Origin of the sequence: Chitinophaga cymbidii (assembly GCF_007992715.1) — a bacterium.
Lineage (GTDB): Bacteria > Bacteroidota > Bacteroidia > Chitinophagales > Chitinophagaceae > Chitinophaga > Chitinophaga cymbidii.
Map to the genome: position 1 here is coordinate 2,176,620 of NZ_BKAU01000001.1, position 19,595 is coordinate 2,196,214.

General features: G+C 50.7%; 19 protein-coding genes. 6 read left to right on the top strand and 13 right to left on the bottom strand.

All coding sequences use genetic code 11. The annotated features are described in order from the left end of the window. Positions 1–131 precede the first annotated feature (131 nt). Positions 132–3,125, top strand: a complete 2,994-nt coding sequence (locus CCY01nite_RS08925) for a glycosyl hydrolase (protein WP_146859806.1) — start codon at positions 132–134, stop codon at positions 3,123–3,125. Here the strand turns inward: CCY01nite_RS08925 and CCY01nite_RS08930 are convergent. Genes CCY01nite_RS08930 through CCY01nite_RS08960 form a run of 7 tightly spaced genes read right to left on the bottom strand, consistent with a single transcriptional unit; the run spans position 3,104 to position 11,140 of the window. Then, positions 3,104–3,676: a nucleotidyltransferase family protein gene (locus CCY01nite_RS08930; RefSeq protein WP_146859808.1), complete on the bottom strand. Its 573-nt coding sequence runs from the start codon at positions 3,674–3,676 to the stop codon at positions 3,104–3,106. The two genes, CCY01nite_RS08925 and CCY01nite_RS08930, sit on opposite strands and share 22 nt — an antisense overlap. A 6-nt stretch (positions 3,677–3,682) precedes the next feature. Beyond that, entirely contained in the window at positions 3,683–4,810 is a 1,128-nt protein-coding gene (locus CCY01nite_RS08935; RefSeq protein WP_146859810.1) for an XdhC family protein, read from the bottom strand. A 15-nt stretch (positions 4,811–4,825) separates the two neighbouring features. Continuing rightward, complete coding sequence (locus CCY01nite_RS08940; protein WP_146859812.1) at positions 4,826–5,998, bottom strand: cysteine desulfurase family protein; 1,173 nt, start codon at positions 5,996–5,998, stop codon at positions 4,826–4,828. Beyond that, positions 5,995–8,124, bottom strand: a complete 2,130-nt coding sequence (locus CCY01nite_RS08945; protein WP_146859814.1) for a xanthine dehydrogenase family protein molybdopterin-binding subunit — start codon at positions 8,122–8,124, stop codon at positions 5,995–5,997. The genes CCY01nite_RS08940 and CCY01nite_RS08945 overlap by 4 nt, the downstream gene beginning before the upstream one ends. A gap of 8 nt (positions 8,125–8,132) precedes the next feature. Continuing rightward, complete coding sequence (locus CCY01nite_RS08950) at positions 8,133–8,585, bottom strand: (2Fe-2S)-binding protein (RefSeq protein ID WP_146859816.1); 453 nt, start codon at positions 8,583–8,585, stop codon at positions 8,133–8,135. A gap of 3 nt (positions 8,586–8,588) precedes the next feature. Further along, positions 8,589–10,682, bottom strand: a complete 2,094-nt coding sequence (locus CCY01nite_RS08955; RefSeq protein WP_146859818.1) for a xanthine dehydrogenase family protein molybdopterin-binding subunit — start codon at positions 10,680–10,682, stop codon at positions 8,589–8,591. A 17-nt stretch (positions 10,683–10,699) separates the two neighbouring features. Beyond that, a complete protein-coding gene (locus tag CCY01nite_RS08960) occupies positions 10,700–11,140 on the bottom strand; it encodes a (2Fe-2S)-binding protein (RefSeq protein WP_146859820.1) in 441 nt (146 codons plus the stop codon). A 110-nt stretch (positions 11,141–11,250) separates the two neighbouring features. Between CCY01nite_RS08960 and CCY01nite_RS08965 the strand changes: the two genes are divergently transcribed. From CCY01nite_RS08965 to CCY01nite_RS08980, 4 genes are all read left to right on the top strand, one after another. Continuing rightward, a complete protein-coding gene (locus CCY01nite_RS08965; RefSeq protein WP_146859822.1) occupies positions 11,251–11,832 on the top strand; it encodes a hypothetical protein in 582 nt (193 codons plus the stop codon). Positions 11,833–11,895: 63 nt separating this feature from the next. Further along, positions 11,896–12,429, top strand: coding sequence for a hypothetical protein (locus CCY01nite_RS08970; protein WP_146859824.1), 534 nt, complete (start codon positions 11,896–11,898; stop codon positions 12,427–12,429). 57 nt (positions 12,430–12,486) lie between these two features. Then, positions 12,487–13,386, top strand: a complete 900-nt coding sequence (locus tag CCY01nite_RS08975; protein WP_146859826.1) for an IS1595 family transposase — start codon at positions 12,487–12,489, stop codon at positions 13,384–13,386. Between the two features lie 88 nt (positions 13,387–13,474). Further along, positions 13,475–13,666 (top strand): hypothetical protein, encoded by a 192-nt coding sequence (locus CCY01nite_RS08980; RefSeq protein WP_146859828.1) that lies wholly within the window; start codon positions 13,475–13,477, stop codon positions 13,664–13,666. A gap of 2 nt (positions 13,667–13,668) precedes the next feature. On the opposite strand, the gene CCY01nite_RS27105 is transcribed toward CCY01nite_RS08980, so the two are convergent. After that, positions 13,669–13,887 carry a helix-turn-helix domain-containing protein gene (locus CCY01nite_RS27105; RefSeq protein ID WP_222614333.1) on the bottom strand — a complete coding sequence of 73 codons (219 nt, stop codon included), beginning with the start codon at positions 13,885–13,887 and terminating at the stop codon, positions 13,669–13,671. A 100-nt stretch (positions 13,888–13,987) separates the two neighbouring features. On the opposite strand from CCY01nite_RS27105, the gene CCY01nite_RS08990 reads away from it, so the two are divergent. Then, positions 13,988–14,374, top strand: a complete 387-nt coding sequence (locus CCY01nite_RS08990) for a hypothetical protein (RefSeq protein ID WP_146859830.1) — start codon at positions 13,988–13,990, stop codon at positions 14,372–14,374. 957 nt (positions 14,375–15,331) lie between these two features. Here the strand turns inward: CCY01nite_RS08990 and CCY01nite_RS08995 are convergent. The 5 genes from CCY01nite_RS08995 to folE all read right to left on the bottom strand — a co-directional run bounded on the left by CCY01nite_RS08995 (position 15,332) and on the right by folE (position 19,593). Next, positions 15,332–16,081, bottom strand: coding sequence for a hypothetical protein (locus CCY01nite_RS08995; RefSeq protein ID WP_146859832.1), 750 nt, complete (start codon positions 16,079–16,081; stop codon positions 15,332–15,334). 127 nt (positions 16,082–16,208) lie between these two features. Continuing rightward, a complete protein-coding gene (locus tag CCY01nite_RS09000) occupies positions 16,209–17,126 on the bottom strand; it encodes a helix-turn-helix domain-containing protein (RefSeq protein ID WP_146860983.1) in 918 nt (305 codons plus the stop codon). Positions 17,127–17,143: 17 nt separating this feature from the next. Further along, the gene (locus tag CCY01nite_RS09005) at positions 17,144–17,908 is read right to left on the bottom strand and encodes an SDR family oxidoreductase (protein ID WP_146859834.1); all 765 of its coding nucleotides are present in this window, start codon (positions 17,906–17,908) and stop codon (positions 17,144–17,146) included. 17 nt (positions 17,909–17,925) lie between these two features. Then, the gene (locus tag CCY01nite_RS09010) at positions 17,926–18,828 is read right to left on the bottom strand and encodes an NAD(P)H-binding protein (RefSeq protein ID WP_146859836.1); all 903 of its coding nucleotides are present in this window, start codon (positions 18,826–18,828) and stop codon (positions 17,926–17,928) included. Positions 18,829–18,972: 144 nt separating this feature from the next. Next, positions 18,973–19,593: a GTP cyclohydrolase I FolE gene (gene folE, locus CCY01nite_RS09015; RefSeq protein WP_146859838.1), complete on the bottom strand. Its 621-nt coding sequence runs from the start codon at positions 19,591–19,593 to the stop codon at positions 18,973–18,975. Positions 19,594–19,595: the final 2 nt, after the last annotated feature.

Consider the following 19,595-nt stretch of genomic DNA (forward strand, 5'->3'; position numbering starts at 1 on the left):
TTATACGATGATAGCAAAAACAAAAAAGGACAGACAGTACAGGATGCCGATGTGTTTCAGATCATCGAACTTTAAAAAAGTTAAAAATTGTTTAATTTCCTTTTATTATTTGATCGCATATATTTAATACGATGCCTGTTTCCCGGAGAAAGTTTATCCAGTTATCCACGTTTTCGGCGGCCAATATCGGGCTGCTGGCTTTGGCCAATAAAGCAGGGTTCGCCCTCGGCGCCCCGCTTCCGGAAGAAGACCTTTACCGTAATTTCCTGTCCCCTTCGCAAGCATATCAGCCCGGATGTTACTGGTGGTGGTTCAACGGGCTTGTAAATAAGGAGGGGATCACCCGCGACCTGGAGGAGTTCAGGGCAAAGGGGTTTGGGGAAGTGTATCTTATTAATACTTCGGGCGGACTGGGCGGCGCGCAGGTGCCGCAGGGCGCAAAGTTCCTGTCGGCCGAATGGCGCGCTTTATACCGGCATGCGCTGGAAGAAGCCGCCAGGCTTGGCATTGTAGTGGGCGTGAATTTTTCTTCCGGATGGTGCATGGGCGGTCCGTGGATAACACCGGAGTTCGCGGGCCGGTGGTTCCTGCAATCGAAACTGGCTGTCAACGGCCCGCAACAATTTTCCGGCAAGCTGCCTTTGCCCGGTAACCGGGACGGGTATGATCATGTTTTCAATCCCCCGGGATTCAAGGAGTATATTGATCTGCCGCTGGAAAAACTCGATTACCGGGATACGGCGGTGGTGGCTTTCCGGGTGGAGGATGAAACGCTTTCGCGCCTGCGCGGACCGTTGAAGGCATCGCTGCCGGCAAAGACGAACCGGAAAGACGCCAGCAATTTCATCAAGGCAAAAGATGTAATGAACCCTGTGCTGGAACCCTGGACATCGCAGGATGGCGACCGTCCCATTGCGGTGCAGGATGTGATCGATATCACGGACAAGGTGGCTGCGGACGGGCACCTGGAATGGGATGTGCCCGCCGGCAAATGGATCATCCTGCGCACCGGCCACCGCATGACCGGCTCAAAGCTGCTGATCGCGCAGCCGGAAGCCAATGGCTTGTCGGTAGACTGGTTCAATGGCAAAGCGGTGGATATCCAGTTCGACAATCTGCATGCGCCCATCATCGGCGAAGCCGGCGCATTGACCGGCAAAACGCTGCAATACCTGGGCGATGACAGCTTTGAAGATGGCTTCCCTAACTGGACGCAAAGCATCCTGGAAAAATTCGCGTTTTACAGGAAGTATGATCCGAAGCCTTACCTCCCCGTGCTGAACGGATATATCGTTGGCAGCGCTGAAATATCAGACCGCTTTTTGCATGACTACCGCAAAACGGTGGCGGACATGATGGCGGATGAACATTACGCTCATTTCGCAAAGCGCTGCCATGAAAACGGCTTGCTGGTGCGGAATGAAGGCGCGGGCCCGAGCCGCTCCGGCACCATGTGCATGGATACGCTGAAGAACCTCGGCAGAAGCGACCTGCCTACCGGCGAATTCTGGCTTGGCCTGCGGCATGATGAAGAGGGGGGGCTGGACGAAAAGCAGTCCTACGGCATCACACGGCTGGAAGGCGGACAGAACAAGGTCACCAAAATGGTCGCCTCCGCCGCGCACATCTATGGAAAGAAAACCGCCTCCGCCGAATCATTCACTTCCTTCCGGCACTGGCTGGACTACCCGGGGAACATGAAGCAGGCGGCAGACCGTGCTTTTTGCGAAGGCATCAATCATTTCCTCGTGCACACGTCAACGGCTACACGTCCGGAGGATGGCAAACCGGGATATGAATATGGCGCCGGTACGCACTTCAATCCCAATGTAACATGGTGGAGCCAGTCGGCACCCTTCCTGGCGTATATCGCGCGTTGCCAGTACCTCCTGCGGCAGGGGCTGTTTGTGGCGGATGTGCTGTATTATAACGGCGATGCGGCGCCTAACATCGTGGAGCCTAAGCATACAGATCCATCCCTCGGCAAAGGATATGATTATGACGTATGTAACGAGGAAGTATTGCTGACGCGGCTGTCCGTCCGCAATGGCCGCATCATGCTGCCGGACGGCATGAGCTACCGCGTGCTGGTGCTGCCGGATGATAAACGAATGCCCGTTCCTGTTATAAGGAAGATAAAAGAGCTGGTACAGGCAGGGGCCACCGTCATCGGCCCGAAACCGGAACAGGCCTCCGGCTTGCATAACTATCCTGCATGCGACGCGGAAGTGCGGAAGATAGCTGACGAAATATGGACGAACAAACGGGTGCATGCGCAAACAGGTATTCGTGAAGTATTGCTGAAAGCGGGCGTTCAGCCGGACTTTGAATATGATGATGAGCGTGCGTTCATCGATTTTATCCACCGCCGCGACGGTGATACGGATATTTATTTCGTTGCCAACCGCAACAATCGTCCTGAAAAGGTGAAAGCTACTTTCAGGGTGAAGGGCAAGCAGCCGGTGTTGTGGGATGCGGTGTCCGGAAAGAAGCGGGAGCTTGGCGGCTGGGAGGCATCGTCCGGCAGAACTGTTATTCCGCTGGAGTTTGAGCCGTTCGGTTCCCTATTCATTATCTTTTCCGGCGCGGCGAAGACGCGCAAGATCGTAGACTTCCCGGCGATCACGGACTTGCAGGAGATCAAGGGCGCCTGGGAGGTGAGGTTTGATGAAAAGTGGGGAGGCCCGGCTGCGGTGGTTTTCCCGGCATTAACCGACTGGACGCAGCATGCCGACGAAGGGATCAAATATTATTCCGGCGCGGCTACCTATCATAAACAGTTTGATGTGGAGGCGATGCCTTCTCCCGGCACAAAACTGTACCTGGATTTGGGCGTGGTGAAGAACATCGCTTCGGTGAAACTGAACGGACAAGACCTAGGCATTGTATGGACGCATCCGTGGCGGGTGGACATCGGCAAAGCGGTGAAGGAGAAGAACAATGTGCTGGAAATAGAAGTGATCAACCTGTGGCCGAACCGTTTGATCGGTGACGCGCTGCTGCCGGAGGATAAGCGGTTGACCCGCACGAATATCAAATTGAAGAAGGATGCGGAGTTGTTGCCTTCGGGGTTGCTGGGGCCGGTGAAGATCTCCCGCGAAGATCAGTCTGTCAGACCCCGGTAAGCCTCCTCCGTATCAATATCAACAACCCCCTGCGGGAACGGCACCACTGCCGCATCCGCATATTTTTCGATGATATGCTTCGCGCCGGTATCGCCACGTAGCGCGAGCAGTTCCCGGAAAATAGTTTTGTCAAACAGTGCCGGCACGCCTTTTCTGTCCGCATAAAAACTGGCGGTGATCTTCGCGCCGGTGGCCTGGTGCTTTTTTAGCAGGGCGGAAAGGTGAGCTGCATTTACATGCGGCTGATCGCATACCATCAGGAGGATATGATCTGTTTTGTCTTCCAGGTATTGCACGCCGCAGCGGATGGAGGAGGCCATGCCTTCCGTGAATTGCGTGTTCAGCAGTACGGTTACATCCTTGTCTTTTATTTCATCTTTTAAAACTTCCGCGGCGGCGCCGAGCACTACTACCGTTTCGGCGGCATTTGCCTGCTTTGCGGCTTTGATAGCATTGTTGAGCAGGGAATCGCCGTTGAATTGCAGTAATTGCTTCGGTGTGCCCAGCCTGCTGGACGTTCCCGCTGCCAGTATGATAGTGCTGTACTTCATGAAAATTCAATGTGTGGATGAGGCTACGATCGCGGTGTTCCTGTCGTGGATACCGCCCGGAAGCTTGCGCAGGTGCACGCCGGTTTTTCCGGCGAAGACGGCTTTTATTTCGGCGGCGATGGCGAGCGCGATCTCTTCGGCGGTTTCCGCGCCAATGTCCAGTCCAACGGGACTAAAAATGCGGGACAGGTGTTCGTCCGCTACTTCCAGCTCGGAGAGCATCCTGGAAAGCTTCTTTTTCGGGCCCAACATGCCGATATAATTTACCGGCAAGGGCAACATGGCTTTCAGTATGGCTTTGTCGTACTCATAATTATGCGTCATCAGCACAACGGCGGTCTGATCATCCGGTACGAGATCGCGCAGCGCTTCTTCCGGTTTTGTAACGATGAGTTTGCAGGTCGGGAAGCGGCGGGCGTTGGCGTAATTCGGCCGTCCATCGATGAGTGTAACATCCCATCCGAGTACTTCAGCGATCTGCACCAGCGGGAACACGTCGTTCCCGGCCCCGGCGATCATGAGGGAAAGGGGCGGGGCGATGTATTCGATGAATGCGGAATCGCCGGTTGGATATTGAATGAAAGCGGGCGTTTTTGTTTCGAAGATGTTGGCGGCGTCTTTTGTTATTGCGGACAGCGTTGCCGGGAGGTCGCCGGCTTGCTTTGGCGTTTCGTTTTCTTTTAATAACAAGCGGGTGCCTTGCCGGGGGCTCCATTTTTCATCCATCGAAAAAAAAGTGACCAGCACGGATGGCTGTCTTTTCGCTATCACCTGTTGCAGCAGCGCCATCGGGCCGGCTTCATCTTCCGGTGCCAGTGGTTCTATCAGCACGCGGATGATGCCATTGCAGCCTAACCCCACGCCGATCACGGCATCCTCTTCATCCGAAGTATCATACGTGGTGAGCAAAGGCTTGCCTTCCATCATCACCGTGAGCGCTTTCCGCAGGGCGTCGCCTTCCAGGCATCCGCCGCTGATGGCGCCGGTCAGCATGCCGTCTTCTGTGATCAGCATGCGCGCGCCCGGCCCTCTGTAAGAGGAGCCTTCTACGTGCACCACGGTTGCCAGTGCGGCCCGCTGCCGATTTTTGCAGGCGAGCGAAAAGGCGTGGATGATCTGTTTTAGCTCCTTCATATCTGAATGTTTTACTTAATAGATTTCCCGTGGCGCCGGTTCCTGCTCCTGTTGCAGCTTTCGCGTCATTTCACTCAACAGCTTCACTGCAACATTGACTTCGGCTTCCGTTGTAAAGCGGCCGAGGCTGATGCGGATGGAATGTCCGGCCTCTTCCGGCGTGAGGCCCATGGCCAGCAGCACATGTGAAGGATGCTGCACCAGTCCGTTGCAGGCGCTGCCGCGGCTAAGCGCAAGGTGCCTGGACATGGCGAGCAGCAATTGTTCATTGTCTACGCCGGGAAACTGCATATTGCTTACATGCGGCAGCCGTTCGTTTTTTCCGTTGACGGATGATCCGGGGATGTTTGCGAGCAAGGCGTTTTCCATTTTATCCCGCAATGCTGTCAATGCAATGCTTTCATCCCGCATTTCACGGTAGCATATCTCGGCGGCCTTTCCGAAGCCCACAATGCCGGGGGTATTCTGGGTACCGCTGCGGATGCCTTTTTCATGGCTGCCGCCGTGATGTTGTTGGAGGATGTTGATCTTGTTCCGGATGAACAAAGCGCCTGTGCCCATCGGGCCGTACAGCTTGTGTGCGGAAAACGGCATCAGGTCGATGTGCGCGGAGGTAACGTCTACAGGGATCTTACCGACGGCCTGCGTGGCATCGCACATAAAATAAACGCTGTGTTTTTGCGCGATGTTCCCTATTTCCTTAACAGGATGAATGAGGCCGGTTTCGTTGTTGGCGTACATCAGTGCGATGCAGAGCGTTTCCGGGCTGATGGCCTGTTCCAGTTCATCAAGCGCTACACGGCCGTCATGGTCTACATCCAGGTAGGTAACGGTAAAACCTTTTGTTTCAAGGTAAGCGCAGGTGTCCAGCACCGCGCGGTGTTCTGTTTTTGCCGTGATGATGTGCTTGCGGCCGGATGGGTTTGCTTCGGCAAGACCTTTCAGTGCGAGGTTGATCGCTTCCGTTGCGCCGGAAGTAAATACGATCTGCCGGGGCGCGGCGTGAATCAGCCGCGCTACCTGTTCCCTGGCCTGCTCCACGGCTTCCCGCGCGAGCCAGCCAAAGCGGTGGTCTTTGCTGGCCGCATTGCCGAAACTTTTGGTGAAGTGCGGCAGCATGGCGTCTACCACGCGGGGATCGCAGGGCGTGGTGGCGCAATAATCAAAATATAACGGCGCTGCTGTCATGCGAACAAACCACTTTTAATAAAAGGCTGATTCTTCAGCCGCACGCCGGACGCGGCAAAAACGGCATTCGCCAGTGCGGCGCCCGCCGGTGGCAGGGCCGGTTCTCCGAGGCCGGTGGGGGCCGCTTTGCTGTCTATGAAATGTATCTCTACTTCCGGCGCTTCGCTCATGCGGATCATGCGATAGGCGTGGAAGTTGGTCTGGTCCGGCTTGCCTTTCGTGAGCGTCAGCTCCGCGTACATGGCATGCCCTATTCCATCAATGATACTGCCTTCCACCTGCGTTTCCGCGCCACTGGGGTTCACCACTGTTCCGCAATCTACCACGCAATACATCTTTTTGAGTTTGACTTTTCCATCTGCCTGTTTCTCCACTTCCGCCACCTGCGCCACATAACTTGCAAAAGAAAAATGCGCGGCAAAGCCCTGGAAGATATTGGCTGCTTTAGGCTTTCCCCAGCCGCTGATCTCCGCGGCTTTTCTGATCACGGCCGCAAAGCGGTCCGGCTCGTAATTCACTTTGCCCGCCGGATTGTTTTTGGCCTGCTCCAGCAGCTCCAGGCGCAGTGCTACGGGGTCTTTCCCGGTTTGATGGGCGATCTCGTCCATGAACGACTGCTCTGAAAATGCAATATAGTTGTGGGTGGGGCCGCGCCAGGGGGCGGTGCTCACGGGTGTTTCGTACGAATGCGTGTCTACCTGGTAATGAGCGACCGCTCCCGCGGGGAAGCTGTCCGGACTGGCGGAGCCGCCTACGCCGGCGGAATGGTGGTGCCAGGCGATCAGTTTGTTGTCTTTATCTATCGCGGCTTTGTATTTATAGCTGTACATCGGCCGGTAAAATCCTCCTGTCATATCATCCTCCCTCGACCATATTACATTTACCGGAATATTGCCCGCTTCGCGCGACACCAGCGCGGCTTCCTCCACAAAGTCCGTCATCAGCCTTCTGCCGAATCCGCCTCCCATCCTGGTCATCATCACCGAAATTTTTTCTTCTGGCAGCTTCAATAATTCGGCAATGCGCTTTCTGGCCCTTTCCGGCAATTGTATCGGCCCGTGCAGCTCGGCGCCGTCCGCTTTTACATGCGCGAAAAAGTTCATCGGCTCCATCGTATTGTGCGCGAGGAAGGGCGCATCAAAATCCAGCTCCACCACTTTTGCAGCGGAGGCGAAGGCTTGTGCAATATTGCCGTCTTTCCGCCTCGGTTTATCTTTGGGGGCTTTGGCCAGCAGTTCATGGAGCTTTTGCGTCATGTCCGCGGAGCTTTCCAGCGTGCCGTCGTCTTTCCATTGGGCCTTTATTTTTTTGGCTGCCTGCATCACTTCCCAGGTGGACCGCCCCAATACGGCGATCTTGTTTTCGATGCGCAGCACCTGGCTGACGCCGGCGGATTTTTTTGCTTCGCTGTCATCGAATGATTCAAGCGTCATGCCGAAGGCGGGCGGGCGGATGATGGTGGCGTATAACATGCCTTCCCGCTTGGTGTCGATGCCGTATTTGTATTGACCAGTGACGATCGCATGGTTGTCGATATTAGGAATGCGCTGGCCGATGAGCCTGAACGATCCTTCGGATTTCACTTTAACGTCCTTCGGTACTTCCAGTGTGGACGCGCTTTCTACCAGTTTGCCATAGCTCATTTTTTTGCCGTTCGTTTTGTGCACCACCATGCCGTTTTCGGTAGTGCATTCGCCGGGCGATACGGCCCAGGCCGCGGCGGCCGCGTTGATCAGCATTTGCCGGGCGGTGGCGCCCACCTGCCGGAAAGATTCCCAGCTTTCACGCACGGAGCCGCTTCCGCCGGCTACCTGCCGGCTATATTTTTCAGTATCCAGTCCAGCCTGTTCTACCTGCACATTTTTCCAGTCTACATCCAGCTCCTCCGCCACGAGCATGGGCAGTGATGTTTTCACACCCTGGCCGATCTCGGGGTTGGGGCTCATGATGGTGACCTTTCCATTGGTGTCGATCCTTACAAAAGCGTTCAGGTCGAATGCCTGGCCGCTGCCCTGCTCTGTGGTGCAGGAGGAAAGGAAGTAGTTGAATCCGAGTACCAGCCCGCCGCCCGTGAGCGCGCTGAGGCGGATGAAATTCCTTCTGTTGAGTGTTGCCTGTCCTTCCATCGTTTCAGTTATTTAGTGGATGCAAGTTTGATCGCTTTTTTGATGCGGTTGTAGGTGGCGCAACGGCAGATATTCGTCATCGCATTGTGAATATCCTCGTCGGAGGGAGCGGGATGGCTTTTCAGCAAAGCCGCCGCTGCCATGATCTGCCCGCTCTGGCAGTAGCCGCATTGCGGTACGTCTGTTTCCTCCCAGGCTTTTTGCACCGGGTGATCGCCTTTTTCAGACAATCCTTCGATGGTGGTTACCTTTTCCTGGCCCACGTTTCCCACGGGCAGTGTGCAGGACCGGACGGCGTTGCCGCCCACGTGCACGGTGCAGGCGCCGCATTGCGCGATGCCGCAGCCGAACTTTGTGCCGGTGAGGCCAATGACGTCACGCAGCACCCAGAGCAGGGGCATTTGCGGATCTACGTCCACATCATGTTTTTTGTTGTTGATCGTTAAGCTGAATGCTGCCATAATTTATGTTGTTTTCCGGAGCCCTTGCGGGATCAGGGGTAAAGCATGTAATTTGATGCCGGTGGCGTCCACGATGGCGTTGCGTATCGCAGGGGCGATGCCCACGATCGGCGTTTCGCCGGCGCCGGCGGAAGGAAGGTCTTTTCTGTCGATCAGCACAATGTCCAGCGGAGGGATGTCCGCGAACCGGGGCACGCGGTATGTGGAGAGCGAAGGATTCAGAATGCGCCCGTCTATAAAATCGATCTCTTCGAACAATGCCCCGCCGAGGCCCTGCAGGATGCAGCCCATCACCTGGTTTTCAAGGTGGAGGGGGTTGATGATCGCGCCGCAGTCGTATGCCGCCGTCAGGCGAAGCACTTTGAGCTGTTCGGCGGAGGGATCGTATGTAACTTCCGCACACATGGCGATGTAGGAATTTTTTACAAATCCGCATGCGATGCCATATCCATGTCCGGCTTTCTTTTTTTCTTTCCAGCCGAATTTTGTGGCGGCGGTTTGCAAAACGTTTTTCAGGCGTTCGTCTTTCAGGTTGAGCAGCCTGAATTCCAGCGGATCGCGCTGTAGTGACCTGGCGAGATCGTCCATTACGCTCTCAATGGCAAATATGTTCGCCGTGGCGGCGAGCCCACGGTAAGAGCCTTGTTTCAGCGGTGTTTTGGAGGGATGGAACTGTATATGCTCCACACCGGTTTCATAAGGCGTGTCGATGCCTGCGCTTCCGGAATTGTAGTTATGAAACTCCCAGGAAGTGAGCCGCCCGTCCCTGCCGGCGCTGGCCGCTGCTTCGATCAGTCCGCCGGGGCGGAGGTAGGCCCATTTAAATTCCTCTTCGCGCGTCCATACCACTTTCACCGGCTTGCCGGTTTTTTTCGCCAGCCGGGCTGCTTCAACCGCCGCTTCGCCGCTGTGTTTTCCGCCGTAGCCGGAGCCGGTGTCCGGCATGATCACGCGGACGTTGTCCTTTGACATGGAAAAGACCCTCGCCAGCTCTTCCTGTACGCCGAACGGCCGTTGTGTGCCGGTCCATACCGTCAGCTTTCCATCTTCCCAAACGGCGAGCGCCGCGCGGGGCTCCAATGGAACATGCGCGATATATTGTATTTCAAAATTCTGCCGTAGCTGTACGGGCGCGGTGGAGAAAGCCTGCCTGGCGGCTTCCTGTTTGCTCTCTCCGCGGTCGCGTTGCTCTGAATTATTTTTGAGATAGGTGAATATCTCCGCTCGTGATGGCTGTGGTGTGGTATTCCAGCGCGCGTCGATCTTTGCGAGCGCATTGGCCGCTGTCTGCGGGTCCGGCGCGGTGACGCCGATAAAATCATCTTCCTGTACGATCGTCACCGCGGAAGATATTTTCGCTTTTGTAACATCCGCGGATACCAGTGAGGCGCCGTTCGCCGGCGCGCGGAGTATCTTTCCGTATACCATGCCGGGCACGGCCATGTCTGATACATATTGATGTTTACCGGTTACGAAGCTTCTGCCGTTCACTTTTGGTACTGCCGTACCGGCGACGGTCCATTTATCCGCCGGCGTGAGTGCGGCCTGTTCATTCACCGGCAGCACGATCTTCTTGCCTTTGGTCAGCTCGGCGTACCCGAGGGATTTGCCGGCGTGTGTGATCCTGCCATCTTTCGCCTGCACCGCCTGTTTATCCACCTTCCACTGTTCTGCCGCCATGCCGGCCAGCGCTTCCCGCAGCGAGGCGGCGGCTTTCCGCAATTTCGGTCCCATCTGTGGTGTGGTAAGGCTGCCGTATGTACCGCGGTCGTAAGGCGTCAGCATGGTATCGCCCATGATCATGTCTATGCTGTCCACCGGCACGGCCAGTTCTTCCGCTACCACCTGCGCCAGTGAAGTACGGATGTTCTGCCCTACTTCCACCTTTCCCGTGAATACGGATATTTTCCCGTTTTCATGAATATGAATCCAGGCGGCAATCGATCCTTCGTCCGGTTTGGCGGAAAGCGATCTTGACAGGCCGTTGAGGTCGGTCCAGGTGAGCACGACGGCGACACCTCCACCTAGTACTTTGATGAAGTTCCGCCGGCTGATCCCGCGGCCGGAAGTTTTATCTGCTATGCCGGGTTTGTTCATGACTTTCCGTTTGATGATCAGGCTTTGCTGATCGCATTTATAATACGTGGATAGGTGCAGCAACGGCAGATATTGCCCTGCATCGCCTCTACGATCTCCTGGCGCGTGGGCTTCGGGTTCTTTTCCTTCAATGCTACGGCGGCCATGATCATGCCCGGAGCGCAATAGGCGCATTGGAACGCATCTTCATCCAGGAATGCCTGTTGTATGGGATGCAGTTTCCCGTCTTTTTCCAATCCTTCTATGGTGATAATGGCTTTGTGCTGTACGCTGGCGACGGGCGTGATGCAGGAGGGCGTGGCGTGACCGTCTATCAGTACCTTGCACGCGCCGCAGGCCGCTTCGCCGCAGCCGTACTTGGTGCCGGTCAGGTTCAAATGCACTCTTAATGCATCAAGGAGGCTGGTGTTATCCGGTACGTCCAGGGTATAATCCTTCGCATTTACATTGATTTTCATAAGAAGTGATTTGAGATTATCAATAATAACTAAAAACAGGGGGAATAGCAAGAATAGTTGATGTACGGTTCATCCTGGATTTGCGTATATTCATTCGACATTAAATACCTATGAATTTTGACTTTTACGAACAATTCCGGGAGTATCCCAACGTTGAGCTGCTGAAGATCATCGCCCAACCCGGTAATTACCAGCCGCAGGCGGTGGAAGCGGCCAGCCGGATATTGCAGGACCGGAATGTAACGGTGGAGGAAACGGAGGAAGCTGCGCAATATTTCGGGGAAGTGCAGGCAAAGGAGGAAAAGATGATGGCTTATAAGGAAAAGGCGAAGGATTTCCTGCAGCCCGTCATCCAGCCGGAAGCCACCATTCAGCCCGCCAAATGGCTGAAGATACTTTTGCTGCTGGTGTTGTTGGATTATCTCTGGGTGCTGTATGATGCGGCCCGTGATCTGGTATTATTCCTGCGTTGTGAGTACTGCGAATTCGATTCAGTTTTTTTCCTGTTGTCGTTGTTGGGGATACTTTACGTTCCGTTTATATTTTTCCTGTTGTGGAAACGGAAGCGCTGGGGCTGGATACTGCTTTTTGCGGACAGTGGTATCGCGGTTGTTTCGCGGCTCAGTTCCATGTTGCTGCTTTTTAAATATCGCAATTATATAAAATCCGCACCTAACGGCGGAATAAACTAAAATTTACAAATAATTTATAAATCAAAGCACGTCAGAAATGGTGTGCTTTCTTATTTAAAGGGTATGATGAAAACATTATATAAGCTGTATCTTTGTTTTGTATCAAATATAGAAAGAAAGATGCGCAAACTATCTGTTATTAAGGATTTGAAAGCGAATGCTATGTTATTTATAAACGACCTTGATAAATATATAAAAGAGCAGGAGAAAAACGAGGACGATTATTTACGGTGGATAGACAAAAAAGACTTTTCTATTGATTTTAACATTGGCCCCTATAGAGTATTTGTCGAAACAGATGTCTACCCATATCAAGTAAAAAAGGCTGTGTTTAAAGTATCTTTTATAGATATATTTAGTGGAGAGAAAGGGGAGCCTATAAGAGAGTTGTATTCTAGTTGTGGTACAGAAGGAAAAATAATCTTTGCTTCTCGTAAAACTAAAAATAAGACAGATGACTTCCCCCATGCGACGCCAGAAGAAATAGATGTTACTCAATTAGGGTATGTCGATAGCACAAAAGGTTTAGCGGAAGAATATATATTCCAAATTGAAAAATATATATCTAATAGATATTCAGAGGATCAATTCAAGTAAAACCTTTTATCCATAGCTGATTTTTCTGTATTTTTATAGCCTTAAAACCGGCTATTTTTGACGCAAAAATTCACCTCTTTAATAGAGTTTTTAGAGCGGTTTAAGGACGAAGAAGATTGTAGAGAGTATTTGGTTCAGATGAGGTGGCGGGGAGTTCCGGAATGTCCACACTGCAAAAGCACGAAAGTTTACGAATACCAATCCCGGCCTATTTACAAATGCCGGGATTGCAACAGACAGTTCCGCGTAACTACGGGAACTGTATTTGAAAGTAGCAATCTACCGCTCCGAAAGTGGTTCCTTGCTATGTATCTCCTTTCCTCGAATAAAAAGGGCATTTCCTCCATGCAATTAGCGCGGGAATTGAAGATCACGCAGAAATCGGCTTGGTATCTTGCGCATAAGATCAGGGAAATGCTGAATAACAAAGCTGCCCTAAAGAAATTACGCGGGATTGTAGAGGTTGACGAAACTTATGTAGGAGGTAAACGCCGCGGTTCCAAACGTGGCCGGGGAGCGGAGCATAAAACACCAGTATTCGGAATGCTGGAAAGAAACGGAACACTCCGCATTATGCCGGTAGAGAAAGTAAACGGGAAAACGTTAAAAGGGCTAATTAGTGGCAATGTCGTACGAGGGTCTACGATCATGTCAGACGAGTTTAAAGCGTATAACGGGCTAAATAAGTTCTACATACATAAAGTAGTACAGCACGGGATTAAAGAATATGTACGCGGTAATGTACACGTAAATTCATTAGAAGGAGCATGGTCACTGCTGAAAAGATCAATCCGAGGCATCTATCACCGCCCTAGCCGGAAATACCTAGATAATTATTGCGGGGAATTTGAATTTCGATACAATACACGGAAAAAGTGCATTGAAATGCGATTTACGGAACTGATGAAATGTTCCAAAATCAGGCTCAAACACATTGATATTAGGCGTACAGGCTAAGATTTTCAATTACAGTTTATTGTCCTATTTTTGTCTATACCGGCGGAAGCGGGATGGATATTTATTGTGGTTTGAAAATTAGAGTGTTATGCCAAAAAGAACAAAAAAGAAACCTAACATGCCAGATGTTACAATTGTACCGGAGGGAAAAGACTTCGATACGATGCTTTTTTTGGCTTTAAATACACCGCCGATCAAGAAAAAAGCACCGAAACCACCAAAGAAGAAAGCGGCTAAAAAAGCCGCAAAGCCGGACGACAAGGAAAAAGACGCAGAATAAGTCTAAAACTTCATTAGTTCGCTAGGGTGTACTTTCAACGCATCCGCTAAGGTCACAATAGTAGTAAGGGAAGTATTAGTAGTGCCGCGCTCTATGCGGCTGATATGACTTGGTTCAATGTCAGCCTCGAAAGCCAGATCGGTTTGTGTCATACCTTTGCCCTCCCTTAACCTTTTCAGATTAGCGCCAAATTTCTTTCTTATTGCCAAGTCCTTTTCCACGGACGCAATATATAATTGGTATGCATAATAAGTCTAGTTGTATAGAACTAGCTCTATAGAGCAATTATTTGTTTATATTTGCTTTATAAATCAAACCAAAATGAAAAAAGTAGTTTCTATTGTTCCTATGCTATTATTGGCATGTACTCTTTCATTCGCCCAAGACGCAAAAGGGTTGTCTTTTTATGGTCATTATGTAACAGCGCAGTCAATGATAAAATCTGCCATGAAGTATTCCGACCCTGAAAAGATAGCCCTATTCTTAAACGAAGCAAACCGGGCGACAATGAATGCAAAGGCAATGTTTAATACTGTCAAGAAAAAACTAACAACGAAGGAGGCAAATGATATGGACTTAGCACTAGATTTTTTGCTGAACTGGTCTAATAAGGAGTATTTCGAGGATCAGGATGTGATGAAAGCAGTGCTATGGTTTAATTTGAATGACACGAAGCAGCAAAAAACCATAGCCAAGCTATTGAAATAAGAAGGGGATTTGGATTTATAAAAGAACGGAACTAAAGCCTGTCGATTTTGACAGGCTTTTTTATTTACAAAAACTTATTAACATGAATAGAGAAGTAAATGCATGTATTATTGCGGCCTTAATCACTCTTATAATTGGCGCGTTACTATATCTATGGTACTTGCGAATAAATAAGTGGCTTAACGAGGACGAAAAGCTGTATAAGGAACCCAATAAAAAGGATAAGCATACCCCGCCGGAATAAAAGGGTGTTTTTCCTGTTTTTAGACATTGTTTTCAAATCTTCACCTGATGGGAATTGACCTATAGACACGTCAATTTTAGAGTTTGCTAAAAACATCATTACTACCCCGATGAAATTAAGAATGAAACCGATAATGTTTAATATTGCGATAGTCATTCTTGAATATACCAAAAGTCCGCCGAAGGGCGGAAATAAAGAATGGTTATCCAGATTTGTTATTGTAAAATTGCACTAAGGTGCGTAAAGTATATAATTACGTTAAATATAATAGTATATATGGCGTCAATATCACCACTGCTATTATTACTATTCTTATCCGGACGGGTTTTCTGATCTTTTTATGGCGGAAGGAGATTGCGGATTATTTTAGCGTTTCGGGGGAGGTAAAACAACGTGTGCTGATCTTTCTGGTGGTGATCTCCACGATTGCATTGGGTATTTCTTCGCTTCAGTTATTGTAACCAGCCTACTTCGTACAGGATCGATATCGGAATACAGAAGGATCACTAAGGGTAACGTGGACTTGATGCGGAGATGATCTGCCTTTGATCTGAAGTTGAAAAATCCGGGGGATGAGGGCAGGACGGAATATTGAGGCAAGGGAAGGTCTTCCGCAGGGATGCCTGCGGGAAACGGGATGGAAATATGAAGAAGGGAGGGTATGACGTTCAATGGATGCTTGTTCACCAAAATCAGCTTTCAGGCGGGATGAGCTATTCCCTTTGAATGAGTTGTGGCGTGGGGTTTAGTAATGACTGCAGCCGTTGCTGTAACGCTTCCTGCTGCGGGTGTTCCGGCTTGTGAAAGATCTCCGCTGTTTTGGGTTCCTTCACCGCCATGATGTCCGCAGCCAGGTATTTCCTGTTGCCGGAAGCATCTGCTCCGTACATGCCTCTTACCTGCAGGGTCACGATCAATGTTCCTTTACCCGGTACGTCCACGTCCAGCGCCGCGCCCGCGAATGCTTCCCGGGGATCGAGCGTGATCAGGGCGGTTTCCGTGCTTACTACTCGGCGTTCCGCGAAATTGATGCGGGTAGCGATCACTTTTACCTCCAGGGCGGTGATGCCTTTGAGCTGTGACAGCGTTTGCGCGGGAATGTGCAGGATGCCGTCTTGTGACAATATTGGCGCTGCATGGAAGAACCGGTCTACTCCCGTATGCTGGTTAAAGCGGAAGCCTGCCAGCGGGGCGTTGTTGTTCCTGCCGGCCTTGATCAGCAGCTTGTTGAGCCGGTTGATGTGCGTACCGTCGCAGCGGACATCCAGCTCATTTGCAAATGCGCTGCGGATGAGGCGGCTTTTCCTGCTGGCGAAGCCGAAGTGCAGGGCGGCGCGTTTGGTGGCGGCGGTCTGCCGGACGGTAGCCGGCATGCTGCGGAAATAATGTTTACCGTCCCGGTAATAACCGATCATATTGGCGGCTTTCCCGGTAAAGGTGAATAGTGAAGTTTGCCTTGCCATAAAACCTGATTTTGGTTACGGTGTAAAACTGTTTTGGTTGATATGAAGTTAACACTTTTTCAGTGCGAAAGTTCAGGTTTGGTTAAAAGGATTTGTGCCGCGGTTTTCGCCTGTAGTCCCCCAATTCTTAGTTAAACGAAGCCCTGAACTCCAACGGAGAGCAATTTGTTTTTGCTTTGAATAGTTTGCTAAACGATTGTGGATGCTCAAAGCCCAATTCGTAAGCTATTTCGCTGACGGATAGATCAGTAGTGGATAATTTTTCTTTTGCTTTCTCGATTATTTTGTTGTGTATGTGTTGCTGCGTGCTTTGCCCGGTCAACAGTTTGAGCAAACTGCTTAAATAACCCGGTGACACATTGAGCGCATCGGCGATGTGCTGAACAGCGGGTAACCCTGCCGCTGCCGGATTGTTGCTGCTGAAATGGTCATTGAGCAGCTTTTCCAGCCGGTCGAGGACCTGGTGATTGGATATTTTCCTGGTGATGAACTGCCGCTGGTAAAACCGGTCCGCGTAATTGAGCAAAGTTTCGATCTGGGAGATAATGATATTTTGACTGAACTGGTCAATGTTGGCGTGATACTCCCGCTGTATGTTTTGAATGATGCCGTTAAGCGTTGTTTCTTCCTGTTCGGAGAGGAATAAGGCCTCGTGCACGGAGTAGTCGAAATACTCGTATTGCCTGATGGCTTTGGCTAAAGGCGTGTTCCAGAGAAAGTCAGGATGGACCAGCAAGATCCATCCTGAACGTTTCGTATTGGTATCCTGACCTGGATTTACTCTCAGCACCTGGTTGGGCGCCATAAAGTACATGACCCCTTCATCAAAATCATACTTCTGCTGCCCGTAAAACATTTTGCCTACTCCTCTTTTGATGGAAATAGTATAGAAATCGAACACACAGGCCGGCGCATCTTCATCCGCCGCGATATTCATTTCTGAATAGTCTACCACACTTATCAAAGGATGCTTTGGTTGCGGCAGGCCTCTCAAGCGGTGAAATTCACTGATCGATTTTATTCTTACCGGTTTCTTGTTTGCCATCATGAATAAGTATTTTTTTACAAAGCCTGGCCACCGGAAACTTCCAGCCGCTGGCCGTTGATCCAGTATGCATCATCGGTACACAAAAACGCTACCACGCCGCCAATATCATCCGGTAAACCTACCCTGCCCAGCGCGGTAAGGTTGGCGATAGTTGTATTGATCTCTTTATTGTCCCGCGTACGCCCGCCACCGAAATCCGTTTCGATAGCGCCGGGGGCTACTACATTGGCCCGGATCTTCCTGGCGCCCAGTTCTTTCGCGAAGTAGCGGGTGAGCGTTTCCACCGCTGCTTTCAATGAGCCGTAAACAGAAGAGCCCGGCATGGTTATTCTTGTTAGTCCTGATGAAATATTGATAATGCCACCGCCTTCGTTGATGAAAGGCAGGGCTTTCTGTGTCAGGAAAAATACGCCTTTGTAGTGGATATTAAAAATGGCGTCCAGCTGTTCTTCGGAGGTGTCTGCAACAGGAGAATACAAAGCAGTTCCGGCGTTATTGATCAGGAAGTCGAAATTGGGGCTTCCGGTGTCCGCCTGCAATTGTTCAGTGACCTGCCTGATGAAGGTGTCGAACAGTTTTATGTTGCCGGTATCCAACTGGAATGCGTAGGCTTTTTGCCCGAGGGATTGAATTTCGTTTACCACTTCATCCGCTGCTGCTTTGTTGGTGTTATAGGTCAGCACAACATCTATTCCTTTTTTTGCAAGGGCGATGGACATGTTTCTACCTAATCCGCGGCTGCCGCCGGTAACTAATGCGATTTTATTTTCTTTGCTCATCTTGTTATGGATTTTAATTATTTATTGTAAGCAGCTGCAAAATCTTTTGCAAAGTCTGTCAGTTTTATTTTTCCCAATACTGGTCTGTTGCGATAATAGTCTTCATATACTACGCCACTGCGCTGGCTGGCCTGCATTTCCACAAAGCCTTTGGCTACTTCGGCATTCATTCCCGCGGCCAGCATGCCGTTCAGTAGCTGTTCGTCAGCAATTGCCGTCCATTTCAGGTCCGTTTTTCCGGTCGCTTCGCCCAGTACTTGTGCTATTTCATTAGGCGACACCTCATCGCTTGCGATATACCTGACCGTTCTGCCGCTGAAGGGCTTTTCCATTTCTTCCGTAATGACGGCGGCAATGTCGAGGGGCGAAACCCAGGGCTCCTTAACGTCGCCACCATAGTTCGATATAATAGCGCCTTGTTCTTTAATGCTTCTTACAAATGCGAACATATTGGTGTAGAAGCCGACAGGGCGCATGAATTTGATGGAAACATCTTCGGGCAGTTCTTTCAGCTTATTTTCCGCGTTGTAATGAAACCTGAGGATGCCGTTTCCTTTGTCCATATGGGCGCCAATGCTGCTGAGGTGTACTATGCGTTTTACCCCTGATTGCAGTACAGCCTGCTTGTAGTTGCTGCAAATCTCGTCAATAGCGGCGATGTAGTTGAGGTTTTTGGTAAAGAACCCTCCTGCTGCATCGAGTGTTTCCATTAAATAAACAGCGTCCGCGCCGTTAAAGTTCTTTGTGAGAAATTCCGCGTCTTCGATGCTGCCGATGGCGGCTTTTGCGCCGAGCGCTTCTATTTCTTTTTGTCTTTCTGGGTTACTGCTGATGACGGTTACGGAATGGCCTTTATGTACTAATGCTTTTGTGAGTGGTTTGCCGATATTTCCGAGGGAGCCTGTTAGTGTGATTTTCATTTGCTGCTATTTTTCAATAGCAAAGGTCAGTTATGGGGAATAAGGGGGCGTAGCCAAATCGGCTTTTATTGTAGCCGAAGATGAGGTGGGTTAGCATTAATGCTGCTACAACGGGCATATATCGGGAGCCCCCGGTTCGAAAAATTAAACAGCCAGCAAACTGACCAGTTTGCTGTAACCGGATTCCGAAACAAAGTGCCCATGCAAGCTGTTGGTCACGGTCGTGCATCCTGTGTGGTTAACGCCCCTGGAGGCAACACACAGATGTTCGGCCTTGACGATTACGGCAACGTCTTCTATTTGCATGGTACGTTTCAGGTATTCGGCGATCTGTATCGTTAGCCTTTCCTGTACTTGTGGCCGTTTGGATAGATAGTGGGTTATCCGGTTCAATTTTGAAAGTCCTATTACTTCGCCTTTGGATATATAGGCTATATGAACCTTGCCGATAATTGGAACAAAGTGGTGCTCACAATATGTAAACAGGGGAATATCCTTTTCCAATACCATTTCATTGTATTTGAACCTGTTTTTAAACAAGGTAATAGCAGGTTCGTTTGCCGGGTCTAAGCCGGCAAACGCTTCATTAACAAACATTTTTGCTACGCGCATCGGCGTATCTTTCAGGCTGTCGTTTTCGAGATCGAGCCCAAGGGTAACCATGATTTTATGGAAATGATACCTGATTGCTTCTATTCTTTCTTCCGTGGTCAGGCTTATTGCCTCCGTGTCAAGTAGTGCCTTTTCTTCTACAATCGTCCGCATTC